Source organism: Alkalibacillus almallahensis, from assembly GCF_011761495.1.
Lineage (GTDB): Bacteria > Bacillota > Bacilli > Bacillales > Alkalibacillaceae > Alkalibacillus > Alkalibacillus almallahensis.
Window position 1 is genome coordinate 1 of sequence record NZ_JAASRU010000020.1, and the last position, 18,062, is coordinate 18,062.

The window sequence follows — 18,062 nt, forward strand, 5'->3', positions numbered from 1 at the left end:
TCTTATTGCATCATAAATATAAGGATATACAAGGCCAAATGGCATAAGTAAGGAGTGCTCTTAAGAGAGCACCCCAACATTTGACTTAGAACCTTATTTTCACTCGATTATAAGGGTGAAGGGAGGTTGACAACATGGCAGAAAAAATTGATAGTCAACTGCAATTAGTTTATCAGACAGGTTTAGATGAAGAAGGGAATTCAGTGTTTCAAACGCGTCGTTACAACAATGTAAAACCAGATGCCACAAACGATGCTGTAATTGCTGTCGCTCAAGTATTATCTGATTTATGTGATGATTCACTTTCTGAAGCAATCAGACAAGATGATTCATTATTAGTTGGAACACAAGGTTAAAGGAGGGAAAAGTAAATGAGTAAACGTCTAGAGTTGAAATTTCGTAATGAAGAAGGACGAATGGCAACAGTTAGTATCGATAACCCTAAAGATCCGGTTGATCCTACTGAAGTAAAACAAGCGATGGACACCATTATCGCAGAAGGTATTATGACATCGGGTGGTTCTACGATTACAGCTATTGAATATGCACAAGTCGTGGAACGTCATGTCAATCAAGTCCCATTAGACGAAGCATAATAAATAAAGTGGCGCGTCAGTGATGCGTCACTTTTTTTCATCACTGAAATAGAGGGGGTAGAGCTATTGGCTGAAGCTTGGATTAGTTGGGTTCCTGATGTTGGTTTTCCAATTCTTGTTACGTTTTATTTATTACATCGAATTGAAAATAAACTAGAGAAACTCAATAACTCAATAAAAGCAATTCCTCAATCATAATGAAAGGCCCCATTCACTTAAATATCACGTGGATGGGGCCTTTGTTAATCGTATTACCTTGTTAATGAAAAATGACTGAATGGGAATATAATAATTTCGGAACGTCCGATGACATTATTTTCTTTGATTAATCCCAATCCATTTCGACTGTCTTTACTTACATCACGGTTATCACCCATGACGAAATAATGGTTTGCAGGGATTTTTCTTTCCTCGAAGTTACCCGTTCCCCTTAATTCTTCTTCAGTTAAATAATCTTCATCTATTGGCTTACGATCTATATACAGTTGATTATTTTCAGCTTTAATCGTTTCATTTGGCATGCCAACAATACGTTTGACGTAGTTTTTATTTGGACGTTCAATAATAACAATATCTCCGCGTTCTGGCTCGTCTAACAAATAAACGGCCTTGTTAAAAATGACACGTTCGCCACTTTTCAAAGTCGGATCCATGCTAGCCCCTTCGACAACCGAAGTTGCAAAGACGAAAGACCGTAAAAAGAATGCAATAACAAGGGCTATAACTATTGCTTTTGTCCATTCCCAGATTTCTCTTTTCAATGGGTTTCTTCCTTTCTAGCTGATTCAAATTAAACGCTTATCTTTTTATCTTATCATAATCATAAAAAAATCACAGTATAAAACGAGGAAGAAATCAAGCTATCTAGGATCTAGTAATGATGTTCGATTTTATGAAAGAATTTTCATAAATAAGTTTCAAAGTTAGAAAAAAGGGTATTCATACAATAAATCATAGTAAACTATAGTTCTTTTGACTTTTGACAATACTATCTTTAAGACATAAAATATATATTTTGATGCTAATTGTTGCAAGGAGGATCATGAGTTGAAAAAGGATAAAGATTTAATCGAACTTGAACATAAAATTGAAATCGTAAGACAAGATATGATTAATATTGCTGCGAAGCATGGATATACTAGCCATGAATCCGTCCGTTTGTCACAAGAACTTGATAAATTATTAAATCAATACACAAAAAAGACAGGCGCTAAAAAAAATCACATCTAGCTCAACTGCTGACAGCCTTTTAAATTTACATAGTATGCTTAATTGTTGTCGTTTAAAAATGCTTCTAATCGGTCTAGACCTTCTTTTAAGACTTCTTGGCTATAAGCATAGGACAATCGCATATAGCCCTGTCCGTACTCACTAAATGCATCACCAGGTACTAAAGCTAACCCGACTTCATCTACCAAACGTAAGCCAAGTTGAAAGGACGTCGTATTTTCTAGTTGAATTTTAGGAAATACATAAAAAGCTCCTTCAGGCTCCACAACATCAACCCCCATGGATTGTAGACGAGTTATGACATAACGGCGTCTTTCTGCATATGCATCACGCATCACATCACTATCATGCTTTCCTTCTGTTAATGCTTCTAAAGCAGCATATTGACTAATTGAAGTCGCACACGAGACGTTGTATTGATGGACTTTCAACATATGCTGTCTAATAGAGCGATCTGCTAATACATACCCTATTCTAAAACCAGTCATGGAATGAGATTTAGATAACCCTTGAATAACAATCGTATGTTCACGAATTTGATTAAACTGAGCAATGGAAACATGATCTTGATCGTAAGTAAGTTCGCTATAAATTTCATCAGCCAAAATAAAGACAGGGTGATCTTTGATGACTTCAGAAATATCGTGAAGTTCTTTTTCGCTTAATGAAACCCCTGTTGGATTAGAAGGATAAGGCATAATAATACATTTAGTTTTTTCAGTTAAGTTGGCTTCGATCAGATCAGCTGTTAATTTAAATTCATGATCTCGTGTATCAATATGAACGGGGTTAGCTCCAGCTAAACGTATGAGTGGCTCGTACCCAGGGTAAACAGGCCCTGGCAGGAGTACATCGTCACCAGGTTCTAATATTGTCCTTAATGAAATATCGATCGCTTGTGAAGCTCCAGCTGTCACAATAATTTCGTCGTTTGGATCATACTGTAATTGATAGCGTTCTTGGGTATAATCAGCAATCGCTTGTCGTAATTCAAGAATACCCGCGTTAGGTGTATAAACGGTCTTGTTTTCATCAAGTGCATGTTTCGTTGCTTCTTTAATATGATCTGGTGTTGTGAAATCAGGCTGCCCTATTGTAAGTGAGACAACATCCTCTTTTCCTGATACTAAATTGAAAAATTGACGAATCCCTGATATTTCAATGTCTTTGACGTTTTGATTAAGTAAGTGTTCCATTGTATTCCCACCTTGTAGTATTCATTAGGTTTAAAAGTTAATAGCTCCGCTTATGCTGATAGGTAAGGGAGTGACGATTATGTTTTCAGAATGGATAATCTATTTAACTGCACACTGGCAAGCAATAGGGTTATGGATTGTGTTGATTGGTTGCTTGATTAGTTTGACATATGCTGTCATTGTTCGTTTTTTAAAATTACCAATTAGTTTCAGCTTGCTATACTGGATGAGTATGGCTACTGCTTTTATGTTCGTGTTATTAGCTATATACATATTTAATCATACTGTGATTAATGATGCATCACAAATGCGGCAAGTTGTTTTAACGCTTATAAATGCCAGTTTCTTAGTTGGTGCTGCGTTTTTAATTTTAGGGATTATAACCTATTTGTCTGATCGGTTTAAATATAAACAATCATTAAAAGGTAAATGAGCTGGGAAAAGTGTATCATAGAAACCAAATGGTCAAAATAAGCTTTTATTAATATTCATCAATTATTTCATCTTATCTATATATTTTATATAATTTAGAAAAGAGGGGAGAGGTAAGATGATTTTAGATTTTTCTATTTTCGCTATCATTATATTTTTACTTTTTGGTTTAGGGTTATTAATTTTAAATATCGTAACGAGTATATGGTCGTACCGTGATGCTAAACGTAAAGGAAAAAGTAATGAATATGCTATGATCGTTTTATTTGGTACGTTGTTTTTACCTGTAATGGGGTTCATCGTTTACTTAATTATTCGAAATGATTGATGTTAAAAATGGGGATGAGACAAAAAGGGTCTCAATTGTGCAATTGATGGAGCGTCATTTAAGCAGAAAACCCGAACGATTTAATTAAATCGTTCGGGTTTTACTTTGCACTATTACCTTTTGTCTCAGCTTTTTAGTTCGACCATATGTCATTAGCGAGTTGGACGATATAGCTTAATTTTTCCCATTGTTCTTCTTCAGTTAAGTCATTACCATGATGGGTCGAAGCAAATCCACATTGTGGACTTAGGCATAGTTGTTCTTTAGATAGGTAGGAAGAAGCCTCATTCACTTGATTGATTATAAGATCGCGATTTTCTAGCTTGCCACTTTTAGAAGTCAATAATCCTAATACAACCCTCGGGCCATCTTCTGGGATGTGTTTTAAAGGTTCAAACCCGCCTGATCGTTCATCATCATACTCTAGAAAGAAACCGTCCACTTTTTCATAAGCAAATAATGTTGGGGCAATTAAGTCATAGCCACCTGAAAATGCCCAAGTTGAACGATAGTTACCACGGCATAAGTGTGTCGTGACATACAAATCATCTGGTTTGTGTTCTAAGCTGCCATTGACAACACGTAGCGCTAGATCGATAAGGTATTCACGTGAATATTGCCCATCATTAAATGGGATATCAGGTGCTGATAATCCAGCAATGTAGACATCATCAAATTGTAGGTAACGGACACCAGCATCATAAAATGCTTGAATCGCCTCTTGGTAGGCTCGAATAATATCTGCTGCATACGTTTCGATGTCGGAATAGATCGATTCGTTTTGAATACCAGCATTAAAAAATTGATTAGGACTTGGAATGGTTAATTTGGCAACTGCTCGACCATTTACAATTTGGTTTAATGCTTTGAAGTCTTCTATAAAAGGGTGGTTAGGGTTAAAGGAAATACGCCCAGTATTACGAACATCATATCGTTCGGTTTCAGTATTGTTTGCGAATTGGAAGCCTGTTTCAGGTACATATCCCTCCATACCGTGGAAATGCTCCATAAAATCTAAATGAAACCAAGTGCGTCGAAACTCACCATCTGTAACAGCTTCTAATCCAATCTCTATTTGCTTATTCACAATACGTTCAATTTCTTCATTTTCAACCTGTCGTAATGACTCTTGATTGATGACACCTTGATTATAATCAGAGCGTGCTTGGTGAAGTCTTTCAGGTCTTAATAGACTACCTACATGGTCAGCTCGAAACGGAATCTGATTTTTTGTCATGGAATATCCCTCGCTTTAAAGTATGTGTTTGTAATGGATGTGATTTTTCCATAAAAAAAGCCTCTTCCTAAGAAGAGACTCGTACGCGTTTGTTCTCTTCTTATCTTCTAGCGTTTGCTACTGGAATTAGCACAGTGTCAAAAACCTGTTGCTGAAGCTTCGAAGGGCCAGTCCCTCCACTTCTCTTGATAAGAATTATATGAAATTAATTAAAGCACATCTTACATGGTGAATAGACCGTTGTCAATCACACTTATTAATTAACTGTTTTCAAGTCTTTAATAATATCATCCATTGCTTCATTACTTGTACCAGAGTACGTCTTAATGACAGTACCTTCTGGATTAACTAAAGCAAATGACGTACCATGGTTGACTTGACTTTCACCATCCACTTTGGAGACGAGTGTATTGAAAGAGTTCGCAGCGAAACTTTCGATTTCATTTTGGGAATAGCCTGTTAGAAAATCCCAGTTGCTATAGTCGGCATTATACTTATCACCAAAAGCTTTTAATGTCTCAGGGTCATCAACTTCAGGATCCACACTAAATGAAACAAAACGAATATCTAAATCTTCTTCAGCTGCTGTTTGCTGTAAACCAGCCATATTACCTGTCATAGGAGGGCATACAGTGTTACAACTTGTGAAAATAAAATTAGCAACCCAATATTGTCCTTTGAGGTCTTCTAAGCTGACTGTTTCATTATCTTGATTCGTATATTCGAATGATTCAACTTCGACATCTAGTTCGGCTTCCAGTTCACTGGCTGAACTACCATTACAGGCGACAAGAAATGTCAGAATACCTATGATACTAAGTGGAATTACCCATTTAGATCGACTGATCATTTTATCAACTCCATTTATCAATCTTATCCGTTATTAATCACGCATTTAAAATTAATTTATACTTATTTTAACATGTTATAAAATAACCGAGTGTGACAGGAACGTGAATGTTTTTACAATTTCTTGACAAACCACTTTAAGTGGCATTTAGTGTGATGACATTAATCTCAGGCCGACAGAGAAACCGAAAAGGTAGCCGGGTCGTTCCTAAGCCGCGTGATGTTAACAAATGTAGTGGGCGCTCACCAATTGTTGTCTTACCTTCGACATATTTTTGCCCGAGAAGTGGTGTAATAATATAACCATAAAACGGAATCTGTACTTGGCCACCGTGGCTATGTCCTGATAACTGTAAGTCGAAGTTATAGTCTTTGACTTGATCGGCATAATCTGGTTCGTGACACAAGAGTATGTTGAAAGTGTCTGATTTATCGTCTGGTATTAATTGGTTTAAGCGAGGATCTCCTAGTAATACATCGTCAACACCAGCGAGTAGTATTTGACTCCCATTAAGATTTATATTGTCATAATCATTCTGAAGCAAGCTGAAGCCACCTTGGTTCATGACTTCTTTGATTGAGTCTGTTCCATAACCGCCATGATCATGATTGCCGTAAATCCAATACTGGCCATGCTTTGCTTTTAGATTCGATAAGATTGAAATCAAATCATTATAACGCGATTGGCCTATATCAGACGGGTTATCAAATAAGTCTCCTGTAAAGACAATTAAATCAGGTGATTCTTGATTGACTTTACGGACAATCTTCTTCATGTCCTCTAATGTTAATTGGAAACCTAAATGTGTATCTGTAATTTGAACAATTTTAAAGTTATTAAATTCATCTGGTAAGCGTTCAGATTCAAATGAGTCTCGTTTGATGGTTAACCAATAAGGCTCAATGTCATGAGCGTAATAATAACCACCGTAAGCTGCCCCGATGGAACCGAGTGTACCGAAAGTCGCCTTTTTTAAAAATGAACGCCTAGTCATTTTATTCCCCATATTACGCCATCCTTTTTGATTGCTTATCGACATTATAGCACGATTACGGATTGTTCAAGAGTGATAGCAAGTAGTTTTTGAAAAAAGGACAAATATTAGTTACAATAAATGAAAACGAGTGAATATTCATTCATTTTAAAATTGGGGAAAAGGGTGGTTTGTGTGAAGGATGAAGTAGTCATTGTCACAGGTGGTTCGAATGGAATGGGCAAGTATATGGCAAAGAAGTTTGCTCAAGAAGGTGCGCATGTTGCTATTACGGGTCGAAATGAAGAGAAATTAACGCAAGCAAAAGAAGAAATTGAAGCGACTGCAACTGGCAGTGTTATGGTGGTGCAAATGGATGTGCGCCAGGTAGAAGATGTCGAGAGAATGGTGGAGGAGGTTCATCATAAATTTGGCCGAATCGATCATCTTGTGAATAACGCAGCAGGTAATTTTATTGCGCCGGCTGAAAAACTGTCTCCAAATGGCTGGAATGCTGTTATTGATATTGTGTTGAACGGTACTTATTATTGTAGTTATACAGTAGGCCATTATTGGATCGAGCATGGTATTAAAGGAACGATCTTAAACATGGTTGCGACTTACGCGTGGGATGCTGGTCCAGGTGTGATTCATTCCGCGTCGGCAAAAGCAGGTGTATTAGCCATGACAAGAACGTTAGCTGTGGAATGGGGTCGTCGTTATGGTATTCGCGCAAATGCTATTGCCCCAGGTCCAATTGATCGAACAGGTGGAGCTGATAAACTTTGGGAATCAGAGGAAGCCGCACAACGCACGATTAAATCTGTTCCGTTAGAACGTTTAGGTGAACCAGAAGAAATCGGAGAACTTGCATACTTCATGCTTTCAGATAAGGCGAAATATATGAATGGTGAAGTGATTAAGTTAGATGGTGGTCAATCACTTAATCAATATCCATTTTAATGAAAAAAGCATTGGCTCTTGTACAAGAGCCAATGCTTTTTTGTGAGCTTTCACTTATGAGATAACTCTACTAATTTATTTCATTACTTGATCTATTTATGAAATAAATAGATGAACTTATTTCATAAATAAAAGAAAGTATTTCAAAACTAAGCGAGGACGACATAGAATAAGATAGTGAAGAAATGAAAAGCGCTTCCTGCAATCACAAATAGATGCCAGACTGCATGGTGATAGGGAAAACCGCGCCACATATAAAATAGGCTTCCAACAGAATATAATATACCACCAACAATTAAATAAACGAGTCCGGTTGTTGCCATCTCAGTTGCAAGTGGTTCCCATATAAACACAATGAACCAACCAAGAGCGAGGTAAATTAACGTTGAGACGACCATAAATCGGTGGACGAAAAAGATTTTAAAAACAATACCTAATAACGCCACACCCCAAATGACGCCAAAAAGTGTCCAGCCGATTGTTCCCCGAAGCATGACGAGTAAAATCGGCGTATACGTTCCTGCAATAAATAAATAAATCGAGGAATGATCAATAAATAAAAAGAGATCCTTCGTTTTACCTTCTTTTAAACTGTGAACAATCGTAGATGATAAATACATGATCAACATAGAAGCGCCGTAAATTGTAACCGAAACCACTTGCCATACATTACCGTGTAATGAAGCATATACAATTAATATGACAAGGCCTGCCAAACTTAATAAAGCGCCTAGTCCATGTGTTATAGCATTAACTTTTTCTTCTTTTGGTGTGAATGTGTACGACATCAAAACCCTCATTTCTATTGTCTTAGTATAGCTGATTTTTTTCGTATGTTAAACAATATCTATTTTCCTTATTTTATGTTAAAATAGTTCTCGGAAAACGAGACCAATTGTTTCGTTTTAATGAGGAGGAAAACCATGTTAGAAGCAAAAGAGTTTGATCTAGCGACAACTCTTGTGAAAGATATGATGGTCGACGCTGAAAAAGTGGCTCACGTTCAAAATAGTAATCCACTAGAGCATGCGTTGTTAGTTTTAACTAAAACAGGCTATAATGCAGTACCTGTTTTAGATTTCCACGGAATATTTGAAGGTGTAATTAGCAAATCAAATATTATTGAAGCGATGTTCGGTTTGGAACGAATTGAGTTGGAGCGTTTAGACTCACAAACCGTCATGGATGTGATGAATGATGAGGCGCCACGCTTACACATCAATGACACTCTTGAAGAAGCTTTACACGAATTGATTGATTATAATTTTGTTTGTGTTGTAGATGATGACGAGATTATGCAAGGGATTATCACACGTCGCCAACTATTAAAACAATATCGAAATGAGTACTATCAGTCACGTCAAAAAAGTTCTTAAACATCTTGTGAAAACTAAGACCTCTTTGATACATTAAAAGAGTAACTAAATGAAGTGGAGGATCGAAAAAATGAATCAAATGGATGCTAATGAAATTATCAATTTTATTTCGAATGCGAAAAAATCAACACCTGTAAAAGTTTATGTTAAAGGTGATAACTTAGAGCAGGTTAATTTCCATGATGACGTACAAGCGTTTATCACGGGTAACGCTGGTGTATTATTCGGTGAATGGAGCGTTGTGAAAGAAGAATTAGAACAACACGCTTCATCAATTGAAGATTATGTGATCGAAAATGATCGTCGTAATTCAGCAATCCCAACATTAGATATGAAAAATATTAACGCACGTATTGAACCTGGTGCGATTATTCGTGATCAAGTTGAAATTGGTGACGGTGCCGTTATTATGCTAGGTGCCGCGATTAATATTGGCGCAGTCGTAGGCGAAGGCACAATGATTGATATGAATGTCGTCTTAGGCGGTCGTGCGACAGTCGGTAAGAACTGCCACATTGGTGCAGGTTCTGTATTAGCGGGTGTGATCGAGCCACCTTCTGCTCAGCCAGTAGTTGTAGAAGATGGTGCAGTCGTTGGTGCTAACGCCGTGATCTTAGAAGGTGTCACAGTCGGTGAAGGTGCAGTTGTTGCAGCTGGATCGATCGTGACTGAAGATGTACCAGCGAACACAGTGGTTGCAGGTACACCAGCTAAAAAAATCAAAGAGATGGATGCACAAACACGTGATAAAACAGAAATCAAACAAGAGTTACGTAAGCTAGATAACTAATAGGATTTACTTAGCAGAAGCGGAATTGACTTAACAAGCAATTCCGCTTTTCTTACATATGATATAGGTAGCGAAAGGTTGAATAGGTTTATGACAGATGAAAAATGGAATGAAATACGTCGTGATTTACACCGAATACCAGAGTTAGGCTTTCAAGAAGTTAAGACACAACAGTATTTGCGTGACTATATTGAAACATTACCACAAGATTATCTCACCGTAACGCCTTGGGAAACAGGGTTGTTTGTGTTTGTCGAAGGGACAGTAGGAAATCAAACAATTGCTTATCGGACTGATATAGATGGTTTGCCGATCAAAGAAGAGACAGGGTTTTCTTTTGAATCGATTCACGACGGACAAATGCATGCTTGTGGTCATGACTTACATATGACCATTGCACTTGGAGCTCTCACGGAATTGGTTCATCATCGACCTGAAGCGAATGTCTTGTTCTTATTCCAGCCAGCAGAAGAAGGACCAGGTGGAGCAGAACCGATGTTGGCGAGTGAACCGATGAAACGATATGCGCCGGATTTTGTATTTGCCTTACATGTCGATCCTAAGCGTGAAGTTGGTTACGTTGCTTCAAAACCAGGATTATTATTCGCTAACACGAGTGAACTGTTTATTGATTTTCATGGTAAAGGAGGTCATGCAGCTTATCCGCATGAGACGCGTGATATGATGATGGCGGCTAGTGCTTTTAACGTCCAATTACAACAAGTGGTTGGTCGAATGGTTGATCCCCTTAAATCTGCCGTTGTAACGTTAGGCAAGATGGAAGCTGGTACAGTCCAAAACATTATTCCTGAACATGCTCGGGTAGAAGGGACGATCCGTACAACTGATGCCGAAACGATGGATGTTGCGAAACAGTCGATTGAGCAAATGCTAAAAGGAATTGAGACACGTTACGGATGTGAAACGACTGTAGATTATGGTGCGAATTATTATATGGTTAATAATGACGGTGATTATGTTGAAAAGTTTAAGCAGGCAATCGAGAAGTCAAATGTTACTTATGCTGAAGCAGATGCTGCCATGACGGGGGAAGATTTCGGTTACATGTTGAAGGAACTTCCAGGTTTTATGTTTTGGCTAGGTGTTGATTCTGAATCTGGTTTGCATACAAGTCGATTGAATCCGAGTGAAGATGCTATTGGAGTTGGTGTTGAAGCAGTTGTTGCGATGATTCGTGAAGGGTAAAGCAAGGTTAGATCTTTAGAATTGCTTTTTTGATTAGTTAAATTCATTTGATTATTAGAGGTGGTTTTGTGAGTAAATCCTTTTGGGTGCCTTTAGTGGTATCGTTTGCTAGCATCATAATATTGTATCTAATAGGTTTTATTGCTGAAATCGAATCACTTATGTTCAAACTTTCTTTATCATATACAGAGATCTCGTTATTACCCATTTTGATCGGAATCATATTAGGAATCCTGAGTGAGCGGATGATGAAATTAAAAATTAAAGCGGATTAATTATTTGTCCTAAAATAACACTGATAGGCTAATGTCTTCATGACACAAGGCAAAAGAAAAGGAGGAAACTGCGAATACAGTTTCCTCCTTTTATACTAGGTCACTTATTTAAGCTGAATCAGAATTTTCATCGAGTCGGTGACTGATACCATCGAGTTAAATTGACTGCCATTTTATATTATCTTAGTGGTCGTTCTAAAGAGCTGATATCCTCATCAAGGTTCACAACTTTTTGTTCGACAATTTGTCTCGCGTCATGAACACCTTGATTATAATAATAAGGCGCGATTTGTTCGCTGAGCCATGCATACATATTCTCAGCAGCTAAATCACCTAGTTCTTCTCCGCGTTCCTCGTAAAAATAAACCTTAATCTCGTCTAAAATCTTGTCTTTCATAAATGCTGGTTCTTTCATAAAATCCATCTCCTATAAATGTTCATCTAAAAACGTTTTGATAGCCTGATATCCTTTTATTTGGTTAGTACGTTTAGAGAATCCATGCCCTTCATCTTCAAAAACAAGGTATTCTACTGGTACATCGTTTTTCTTGACTTCAGCGACAATTTCGTCCGATTCGACCTTAAGCACACGTGGGTCATTGGCACCTTGTAGTACAATTAATGGTTTGTGAATGTGATCGGCATGAAATAGTGGTGAAATCCTTCTAATATAGTCATTTTCGTGATAAGGGTCACCAATTTTCTTATAGAGTGCTTGACGGCCAGACTCCCACCACGCTGGTATTTCTTTTAAAGTTCGTTCCCAATTTGAAACACCGAAGATATCAACTCCGACTTTAAATGAATCTGGTTGGAAAGCCAATGCTGCGAGGACCATATAACCACCATAACTTCCACCCATGATACCAATTTTCTCCTCATCAATTCGCCCAGTAGAAATTAAATATTTTTTGGCTTCAATACAATCTTGCAAATCAATTTCACCATGTTGCTTATCAGCAGCTTTATAAAACGATTTTCCGTAGCCTGAACTTCCACGATTATTAACGGCCATAACTGCATAGCCCTGATTGACTAAATATTGTACCATTGGATTATAATCAGTTGTTGATTGTCCGCCGGGGCCACCATGAACGAGTACTAAGGCAGGGGCTTTCTCATCTTTGTTTAAATAAGGTTCATAATAAACAGCCGGGATGGTTAACCCGTCAAAAGATTGATAATGAACAATGTCAGCTTTAACTAAATCTTCAGATTGGATTTCAGGGTGCTGAGCATTCGTTAGTCGAATAACTTGATTGCTTGTCGGCACATATCCAAATAAATCTGTAGGTGTAACTGAACTGTTTGTCACAAATGCCATAGCTTGTTCATCGTGTGACAGTTTAATTGCAATCAATTCCCCTTCTGGTAGTTCTGGGAGTTGAAATTCATTCGAATCTTGGCTTAAGATTTTAAGTTTATCCTGTCCATCTTCGTTGTAGGAATAAATTAGAAAAGAATACTGCGGTGAAAATCGTGCGAATTCTATATTCCAATTTTCTTCAGCAACTAATGTAACAACTCTAGTTGCAAGATTGATTTTCTTCAGTTGTAAGAATTCTGATGTTTCATTTGTTAAAAAATATAATTCCTTCGAATCCTGACTGAACATCATTGGTATAAATTCAGCTTCTCCAGGTTGATCATTGAGTTGGAAGAGTCCATTTTCATTTGAATAAATGTACATATTTGATTCATTATCAGTCACAGTATGTTGGATGGCTAATTGCTTACCATCAGGTGCTACGGTTACGACATTCAAACCGTCCTCGTTTTTAAAAACCAGTTCAGCTTTCCATGAAGTAATATCCATTTTATAGAGGTCAAAAAATCTTGCATCTCGTTTATTCGATAAATAATAAAAACTGTTCCGATCGTGATTCCATTGTAAAAATGATGCTTTTTCATTCTCAGAAGGTGTCAGATCTGTTATTGAACCATTTGATTGATATAAATATAAATGACTGATTTCATTTCCTTCACGATCCTGTTGAAAAATAAAATCGTGTGATCCCGGTAAATAAGTAACAGGATAAATGCCATCATTGGTAGATTCGGTAATTTGTGTTCGGTTGGTACCATCTACTTGGACGGTATAGGCGTTGAAAACACCAGATTCATCACTCGCATACAGGATGGTTTGATTGTCATCATTCACAGATACGGCGCCAATCGTTTCACTACTCATAAATTGATCAATTGTGTATTTACTCCGAATAGATAAAGCATTAGTCATAGAATCCCTCATTTCAAATATATTTTCTCTAAATTGTTATTCGTGCACAACTGGATGATTTCCTTGTTATTGAAATGATTTTATATCAAGTAAGAGATATTGATTGTTAGTGAGCTTAATCACTAAAAAACCTGCCAAGCATCAGTCGACAGGTTTAGTTCATTAGAGTGTTTTCTTTGCAGCTTGTTGGATAGGATCCCATACGCCGTTATAGGGTGGAGCATAGGCCAAATCAAGGTCCAGTAATTCTATTGTTGTCATATTGTGATAGAGTGCTGTTGCCAAGACGTCGATTCGTTTGTCTGCACCATATGTTCCGATAGCTTGGCCACCTAGAATTTTTCGCGATCCTTGTTCGTAGACGAGTTTTAGGTGAAGCGGTTGCTGATCGTAGTAACCTGCAACGGCATTAGTTTTGATCGTTGATACATCGTAATTAAAGCCTAAGGAATTAGCTTCTTTTTCTGATAAACCAGTTCTTGCAACATCAAGTGTAAAGAATTGCAGAATGGATGTCCCTACAATTCCTTGGAAGGGTTTCTCTTGACCAACAATATTCATACCAGCAGTCATACCTTGTTTATTAGCAGTAGTCCCGAGAGGTACAAAGTCATTTTGTTTTTTGACTCTATTGTAATCAACTGTACAATCTCCAGCAGCATAGACGTTGTTGACGTTTGTTTCCATAAATTCATTGACCAAAATAGCACCTTGATCATTTAAGTCAAATACAATGGGATCCAGGAAATCAGTATTAGGTTTTACTCCGATATTAACAATCGCTTGATCTGTTGAATATTCACCTTGATCGGTAATCACTTTTTCTACACGTTGATCTCCTTCAAAACGTTGAACAAATTCATTAAAGATAAGGTCGACGCCATGTTGTTCTGCTTCATCATGAAGCAATTTGGCCATATCATAATCAAGCGGATTCATGAGTTGTTGACCAGCCTGAATGATACGAACATGTTTTCCGATTTCTTGCATGTTTTCAGCAATTTCAAGGCCAATAAAACCACCGCCAACGATTGTAACAGTTTCAGGTTCTTCAGATTGAAGGTCGGTTATAATCTTTTCTGTATCTGGTATGGTTTTCATCGAATGAATACCATCTAAATCAATACCATCCCAACCTGGCTTAATCGGACTTACGCCAGTCGCAATCAGCAATTTATCGTATTCAAGTTCAAATGGTTCGTCGTTATCAAGGTCAACACCTGAAACAACTTGTTGATCAGCATTGACATCAGTCACCTCATGTCTAGTTCTGGCATCTATACCATGCTTTTGACGAAACACTTCAACAGGTTTAGCGATAACATCATCTGTTGATTGAACATCACCACTTATGACATAAGGCAAGCCACATTGACCATAAGAATAATAATCACCTTTTTCAAGTGTAATAATTTGATCATCTTGTGAGCTTTCTCGTTTAATCTGCATGGCTGCACTCATTCCTGCAGCATCGCCTCCAATAATAACGTAACGCATTCTTACCACCTCATTTACTTGTTATATAAAGAGCTCATGTAGGTCACATGAGCTCTTTAAATTCAGATTAGTTATCTTCTTTTTGAATAATTGTATGATGTGGAAAAGGGATTTCGATTCCTGCATCATCAAGTGCTTCTTTCATGGCTTTGCGAAGATCGCGTTCCACTTCCCATTGTAACATTTTCTCAGTTTGGGCGATGACACGTAGTACAACGTCAGATGAACCTAAACTTTGGACTCCGACAACATCAGGACCTTCTTTTATGCGGTCGTCTTCGCGAAAACGATCGCACACATTTTGTAAAATTTCCATAGCTTGGTCAATATTTTCACTATAACCAATGCCCATATCGACGAGTGCACGCATATTACCGCGTGTATGGTTGTTTACAGCTTGGATATAACGGTTTGGAATGAAGTGTAGGGTGCCATCAAAACCACGTAATTGAGTTGTTCTAAGACCCAACTCCTCGACAATACCATCATGACCACCTGCTGTGACATAATCATCCACATCGATTTGTTTTTCAATTAAAATGAAAAAGCCTGTCACGATATCACTAACTAACCCTTGGGCGCCAAAGCCGATAGCTAGTCCAACGATACCAGCTCCTGCCAAGATTGGAGCAAGCGGAATACCTAGAATTCCTAGGAACGTAACAATGAAAAAGAACAATAATACGTATGTAAACACGTTTAACAATAAGTTTTCTAATGTCTTCTTACGTCCTTCCTGTAACTTTTGGCGCTTAGCTACATGATCCATGGTCTTCGAAATCGCTTTGCGACCGATTGGTGCGACAATAACATAAACGATAATAAGTAATAATAGCTGACCACCAATACTCACTAAGCTACTTAACATACCTTCTAAATCTAAAAAGTCCATCTTAATACTCCCTTCATTTCTTATTATAACTATTATATACCACATAATGTATTTCGTTAATCATGTTTCAATCATAATATGACATTTTACGGGCATTCAAAGTTATATTAAGAATGTGAATTATAAATTTTTTCAAAAAATTAAGGCAAAGGGGTAGCATTTTATTTCGTAACCCGATATATTTATTAGAGCAGTAATTTTCATCGAAAGAAAGTGGGGGAAGAGGCTTGGATATTTTCAAGAAGCTTAAGCAATATTACTGGCCTTTTAAGCGGTATTTGATTATTTCACTTATTTCAATGTTATTTGTGACGATCATAACAGCCGCCTATCCAATCGTGATTCAACAAACGATTGATAACGTGATTGGTCAACAAAACTTTGACCTTTTACCAATTATTATTATTGCATTCATAGTTCTCATGGGCATCAAAGCAATATCTGTTTTTACGCAACAGTATTTTGGTGATTTATTCGGTATCTCAACCGTTTATGAAGTCAGAAATGATTTGTATCGTAAATTACAACGTTTGTCATTCAAGTATTATGATAATGCCAAGACAGGTGACTTAATGTCACGCCTGACTGCAGATGTAGAAGGTTTTCGTTTCTTCTTATCATTTGGTTTTGCCGAGTTATTACGCATTGTCTCGCTGGTAATCGTGAGTGGAGCAGTCATGTTATTTTATTCTGTTCCATTAACACTCGTAACATTAGCAGCAATGCCATTTTTAGCTGTTTCCGTTTATATGTTCGATAAACGTGTTCATCCAGCATTTTTAGGAATTCGCCGTTCTTTCGGGAGAATGAATACACGTGTCCAAGAAAATATTTCTGGAATGAACACAGTTAAATCATTATCTCGTGAAAACTTTGAGATTGGTCGTTATGAAGAAAAAGGTGAAAACTATCGAGATCACTATTTAAAAACTGCATCGATTTGGTCAAAATACATGCCGTTTATGGAATTTGTCGGTAATGTGTGTGTTGTCGCCTTACTTGCTTTTGGCGGTTACTTAGTGATTCAAGGCGATGTTCAAGTTGGTGAATTAGGTGCCTTTTTCTCATTAGTATGGATGTTTTTAGGACCATTAATGAACTTCGGGTTTGTTGTCAATCAGTTCTCACAAGCCAAAGCATCAGGTGAACGTTTACTTGAGGTGTTAGAATCAGATTTAGAATTAGATGACGACCAACCAGCAAAAGGTGAAACGATCAAAGGTCATGTTACGTTTGACGACGTGACACTAACATATGTCGAAGATGACGATGAGGCATTAAAAGAAGTTAGTTTCGATGCACCACCTGGAAAGATCGTTGGACTAATTGGTGCAACAGGTGCCGGTAAATCAAGTATCACGCAACTATTAACACGGTTTTATGAGCCTGAACAGGGCCATGTATATGTCGATGGCAAACCGACGACAGATTATTCACTGAAAGATTTACGCAAACAAATCGGGTTTGTCTTACAGGAGCCCTTCTTATTCTCAACGACGATTAAAGAAAATATCGCATACGGCAATCCAGAAGCTTCAATGGAAGAAATAGTAGATGCAGCTAAACGCGCACAAGCACATGACTTCATTGAAACGATGCCAGATGGTTATGACACCTTATTAGGTGAACGTGGTATGGGTCTATCTGGCGGTCAAAAACAACGGATCTCCATAGCGAGAGCCCTCTTGATTAACCCGAGTATTCTTGTATTAGATGACGCTACATCAGCTGTTGATATGCAAACAGAAGCGAAAATACAAAAAGCATTACGGGAAGTCATGTCGGACCGTACGACGTTTATTATTGCGCATCGTATTTCATCACTACAACACGCTGATGAAATTCTCGTCTTAGAAGATGGAGCAATCGTTGAACGCGGTAAACATGAAGATTTACTCGACAACGAAGGTCCCTACCAACGTATTTACGACATTCAATATCAAGATAAAGAAGCCATATTAGGTAAACAACACGTATAAGGG

At 37.6% G+C, this 18,062-nt stretch carries 21 protein-coding genes and 1 riboswitch; of the genes, 11 read left to right on the plus strand and 10 right to left on the minus strand.

Translation table 11 applies throughout. The features are described 5' to 3' along the window. Positions 1–134: 134 nt before the first annotated feature. The 3 genes from FHR85_RS13315 to FHR85_RS13325 all read left to right on the plus strand — a co-directional run bounded on the left by FHR85_RS13315 (position 135) and on the right by FHR85_RS13325 (position 794). Positions 135–356, plus strand: coding sequence for a DUF1659 domain-containing protein (locus FHR85_RS13315; protein WP_167264094.1), 222 nt, complete (start codon positions 135–137; stop codon positions 354–356). A 15-nt stretch (positions 357–371) separates the two neighbouring features. Continuing rightward, a complete protein-coding gene (locus FHR85_RS13320) occupies positions 372–596 on the plus strand; it encodes a DUF2922 domain-containing protein (protein WP_167264096.1) in 225 nt (74 codons plus the stop codon). Positions 597–662: 66 nt separating this feature from the next. Next, on the plus strand, positions 663–794 hold the full coding sequence (locus FHR85_RS13325) for a YvrJ family protein (protein ID WP_167264099.1): 132 nt from the start codon (positions 663–665) through the stop codon (positions 792–794). A gap of 53 nt (positions 795–847) precedes the next feature. On the opposite strand, the gene lepB is transcribed toward FHR85_RS13325, so the two are convergent. Next, positions 848–1,357: a signal peptidase I gene (gene lepB / locus FHR85_RS13330; protein WP_167264101.1), complete on the minus strand. Its 510-nt coding sequence runs from the start codon at positions 1,355–1,357 to the stop codon at positions 848–850. A gap of 286 nt (positions 1,358–1,643) precedes the next feature. On the opposite strand from lepB, the gene FHR85_RS13335 reads away from it, so the two are divergent. After that, a complete protein-coding gene (locus FHR85_RS13335) occupies positions 1,644–1,826 on the plus strand; it encodes an aspartyl-phosphate phosphatase Spo0E family protein (protein WP_167264103.1) in 183 nt (60 codons plus the stop codon). A gap of 38 nt (positions 1,827–1,864) precedes the next feature. Here FHR85_RS13335 and FHR85_RS13340 read toward each other — a convergent pair whose 3' ends face one another. Beyond that, complete coding sequence (locus tag FHR85_RS13340; protein ID WP_167264105.1) at positions 1,865–3,022, minus strand: aminotransferase A; 1,158 nt, start codon at positions 3,020–3,022, stop codon at positions 1,865–1,867. 79 nt (positions 3,023–3,101) lie between these two features. On the opposite strand from FHR85_RS13340, the gene FHR85_RS13345 reads away from it, so the two are divergent. Both FHR85_RS13345 and FHR85_RS13350 read left to right on the plus strand, forming a co-directional pair. After that, positions 3,102–3,455 (plus strand): hypothetical protein, encoded by a 354-nt coding sequence (locus FHR85_RS13345; protein ID WP_167264108.1) that lies wholly within the window; start codon positions 3,102–3,104, stop codon positions 3,453–3,455. 117 nt (positions 3,456–3,572) lie between these two features. After that, positions 3,573–3,782, plus strand: coding sequence for a PLDc N-terminal domain-containing protein (locus tag FHR85_RS13350; protein ID WP_167264110.1), 210 nt, complete (start codon positions 3,573–3,575; stop codon positions 3,780–3,782). A gap of 133 nt (positions 3,783–3,915) precedes the next feature. Here the strand turns inward: FHR85_RS13350 and FHR85_RS13355 are convergent, their stop codons facing one another. From FHR85_RS13355 to FHR85_RS13365, 3 genes are all read right to left on the minus strand, one after another. Next, positions 3,916–5,019, minus strand: coding sequence for a 5-methyltetrahydropteroyltriglutamate--homocysteine S-methyltransferase (locus FHR85_RS13355; RefSeq protein WP_167264112.1), 1,104 nt, complete (start codon positions 5,017–5,019; stop codon positions 3,916–3,918). 97 nt (positions 5,020–5,116) lie between these two features. After that, a riboswitch (SAM riboswitch) is annotated at positions 5,117–5,214 on the minus strand. Between the two features lie 61 nt (positions 5,215–5,275). Further along, positions 5,276–5,869 carry an SCO family protein gene (locus tag FHR85_RS13360; RefSeq protein WP_167264115.1) on the minus strand — a complete coding sequence of 198 codons (594 nt, stop codon included), beginning with the start codon at positions 5,867–5,869 and terminating at the stop codon, positions 5,276–5,278. Positions 5,870–6,005: 136 nt separating this feature from the next. Further along, the gene (locus FHR85_RS13365; RefSeq protein WP_243864264.1) at positions 6,006–6,875 is read right to left on the minus strand and encodes a metallophosphoesterase; all 870 of its coding nucleotides are present in this window, start codon (positions 6,873–6,875) and stop codon (positions 6,006–6,008) included. 108 nt (positions 6,876–6,983) lie between these two features. Between FHR85_RS13365 and fadH the strand changes: the two genes are divergently transcribed. Then, the gene (fadH, locus tag FHR85_RS13370; protein WP_208379703.1) at positions 6,984–7,805 is read left to right on the plus strand and encodes a 2,4-dienoyl-CoA reductase; all 822 of its coding nucleotides are present in this window, start codon (positions 6,984–6,986) and stop codon (positions 7,803–7,805) included. 149 nt (positions 7,806–7,954) lie between these two features. On the opposite strand, the gene trhA is transcribed toward fadH, so the two are convergent. Further along, positions 7,955–8,593: a PAQR family membrane homeostasis protein TrhA gene (trhA, locus tag FHR85_RS13375; RefSeq protein ID WP_208379705.1), complete on the minus strand. Its 639-nt coding sequence runs from the start codon at positions 8,591–8,593 to the stop codon at positions 7,955–7,957. Between the two features lie 135 nt (positions 8,594–8,728). Between trhA and cbpB the strand changes: the two genes are divergently transcribed. From cbpB to FHR85_RS13390, 3 genes are all read left to right on the plus strand, one after another. Continuing rightward, positions 8,729–9,181: a cyclic-di-AMP-binding protein CbpB gene (gene cbpB / locus FHR85_RS13380; RefSeq protein ID WP_167264121.1), complete on the plus strand. Its 453-nt coding sequence runs from the start codon at positions 8,729–8,731 to the stop codon at positions 9,179–9,181. 70 nt (positions 9,182–9,251) lie between these two features. Beyond that, positions 9,252–9,971 (plus strand): 2,3,4,5-tetrahydropyridine-2,6-dicarboxylate N-acetyltransferase, encoded by a 720-nt coding sequence (dapD, locus tag FHR85_RS13385; protein WP_167264123.1) that lies wholly within the window; start codon positions 9,252–9,254, stop codon positions 9,969–9,971. Between the two features lie 90 nt (positions 9,972–10,061). Continuing rightward, complete coding sequence (locus FHR85_RS13390; protein WP_167264125.1) at positions 10,062–11,177, plus strand: N-acetyldiaminopimelate deacetylase; 1,116 nt, start codon at positions 10,062–10,064, stop codon at positions 11,175–11,177. Between the two features lie 453 nt (positions 11,178–11,630). On the opposite strand, the gene FHR85_RS13395 is transcribed toward FHR85_RS13390, so the two are convergent. From FHR85_RS13395 to FHR85_RS13410, 4 genes are all read right to left on the minus strand, one after another. Next, positions 11,631–11,867 carry a DUF2164 domain-containing protein gene (locus FHR85_RS13395; protein ID WP_167264127.1) on the minus strand — a complete coding sequence of 79 codons (237 nt, stop codon included), beginning with the start codon at positions 11,865–11,867 and terminating at the stop codon, positions 11,631–11,633. A 12-nt stretch (positions 11,868–11,879) separates the two neighbouring features. Further along, the gene (locus FHR85_RS13400; protein WP_167264129.1) at positions 11,880–13,691 is read right to left on the minus strand and encodes a S9 family peptidase; all 1,812 of its coding nucleotides are present in this window, start codon (positions 13,689–13,691) and stop codon (positions 11,880–11,882) included. A gap of 162 nt (positions 13,692–13,853) precedes the next feature. Beyond that, positions 13,854–15,188 carry an FAD-dependent oxidoreductase gene (locus tag FHR85_RS13405; RefSeq protein ID WP_167264131.1) on the minus strand — a complete coding sequence of 445 codons (1,335 nt, stop codon included), beginning with the start codon at positions 15,186–15,188 and terminating at the stop codon, positions 13,854–13,856. A 67-nt stretch (positions 15,189–15,255) separates the two neighbouring features. Continuing rightward, positions 15,256–16,080, minus strand: coding sequence for a mechanosensitive ion channel family protein (locus FHR85_RS13410; RefSeq protein WP_167264133.1), 825 nt, complete (start codon positions 16,078–16,080; stop codon positions 15,256–15,258). Positions 16,081–16,307: 227 nt separating this feature from the next. Between FHR85_RS13410 and FHR85_RS13415 the strand changes: the two genes are divergently transcribed. Then, positions 16,308–18,059: an ABC transporter ATP-binding protein gene (locus FHR85_RS13415; RefSeq protein ID WP_167264135.1), complete on the plus strand. Its 1,752-nt coding sequence runs from the start codon at positions 16,308–16,310 to the stop codon at positions 18,057–18,059. Positions 18,060–18,062: the final 3 nt, after the last annotated feature.

Excerpts from the sequence above, each read along its gene's own strand:
- FHR85_RS13315 (WP_167264094.1), top strand. The coding sequence starts at position 135 with ATGGCAGAAAAAATTGATAGTCAACTGCAATTAGTTTATCAGACAGGT.
- FHR85_RS13320 (WP_167264096.1), top strand. The coding sequence starts at position 372 with ATGAGTAAACGTCTAGAGTTGAAATTTCGTAATGAAGAAGGACGAATG.
- FHR85_RS13340 (WP_167264105.1), bottom strand. The coding sequence starts at position 3,022 with ATGGAACACTTACTTAATCAAAACGTCAAAGACATTGAAATATCAGGG.
- FHR85_RS13345 (WP_167264108.1), top strand. The coding sequence starts at position 3,102 with ATGTTTTCAGAATGGATAATCTATTTAACTGCACACTGGCAAGCAATA.
- FHR85_RS13350 (WP_167264110.1), top strand. The coding sequence starts at position 3,573 with ATGATTTTAGATTTTTCTATTTTCGCTATCATTATATTTTTACTTTTT.
- FHR85_RS13355 (WP_167264112.1), bottom strand. The coding sequence starts at position 5,019 with ATGACAAAAAATCAGATTCCGTTTCGAGCTGACCATGTAGGTAGTCTA.
- FHR85_RS13360 (WP_167264115.1), bottom strand. The coding sequence starts at position 5,869 with ATGATCAGTCGATCTAAATGGGTAATTCCACTTAGTATCATAGGTATT.
- FHR85_RS13365 (WP_243864264.1), bottom strand. The coding sequence starts at position 6,875 with ATGGGGAATAAAATGACTAGGCGTTCATTTTTAAAAAAGGCGACTTTC.
- fadH (WP_208379703.1), top strand. The coding sequence starts at position 6,984 with ATGAAAACGAGTGAATATTCATTCATTTTAAAATTGGGGAAAAGGGTG.
- trhA (WP_208379705.1), bottom strand. The coding sequence starts at position 8,593 with ATGTCGTACACATTCACACCAAAAGAAGAAAAAGTTAATGCTATAACA.
- cbpB (WP_167264121.1), top strand. The coding sequence starts at position 8,729 with ATGTTAGAAGCAAAAGAGTTTGATCTAGCGACAACTCTTGTGAAAGAT.
- dapD (WP_167264123.1), top strand. The coding sequence starts at position 9,252 with ATGAATCAAATGGATGCTAATGAAATTATCAATTTTATTTCGAATGCG.
- FHR85_RS13390 (WP_167264125.1), top strand. The coding sequence starts at position 10,062 with ATGACAGATGAAAAATGGAATGAAATACGTCGTGATTTACACCGAATA.
- FHR85_RS13395 (WP_167264127.1), bottom strand. The coding sequence starts at position 11,867 with ATGAAAGAACCAGCATTTATGAAAGACAAGATTTTAGACGAGATTAAG.
- FHR85_RS13400 (WP_167264129.1), bottom strand. The coding sequence starts at position 13,691 with ATGACTAATGCTTTATCTATTCGGAGTAAATACACAATTGATCAATTT.
- FHR85_RS13405 (WP_167264131.1), bottom strand. The coding sequence starts at position 15,188 with ATGCGTTACGTTATTATTGGAGGCGATGCTGCAGGAATGAGTGCAGCC.
- FHR85_RS13410 (WP_167264133.1), bottom strand. The coding sequence starts at position 16,080 with ATGGACTTTTTAGATTTAGAAGGTATGTTAAGTAGCTTAGTGAGTATT.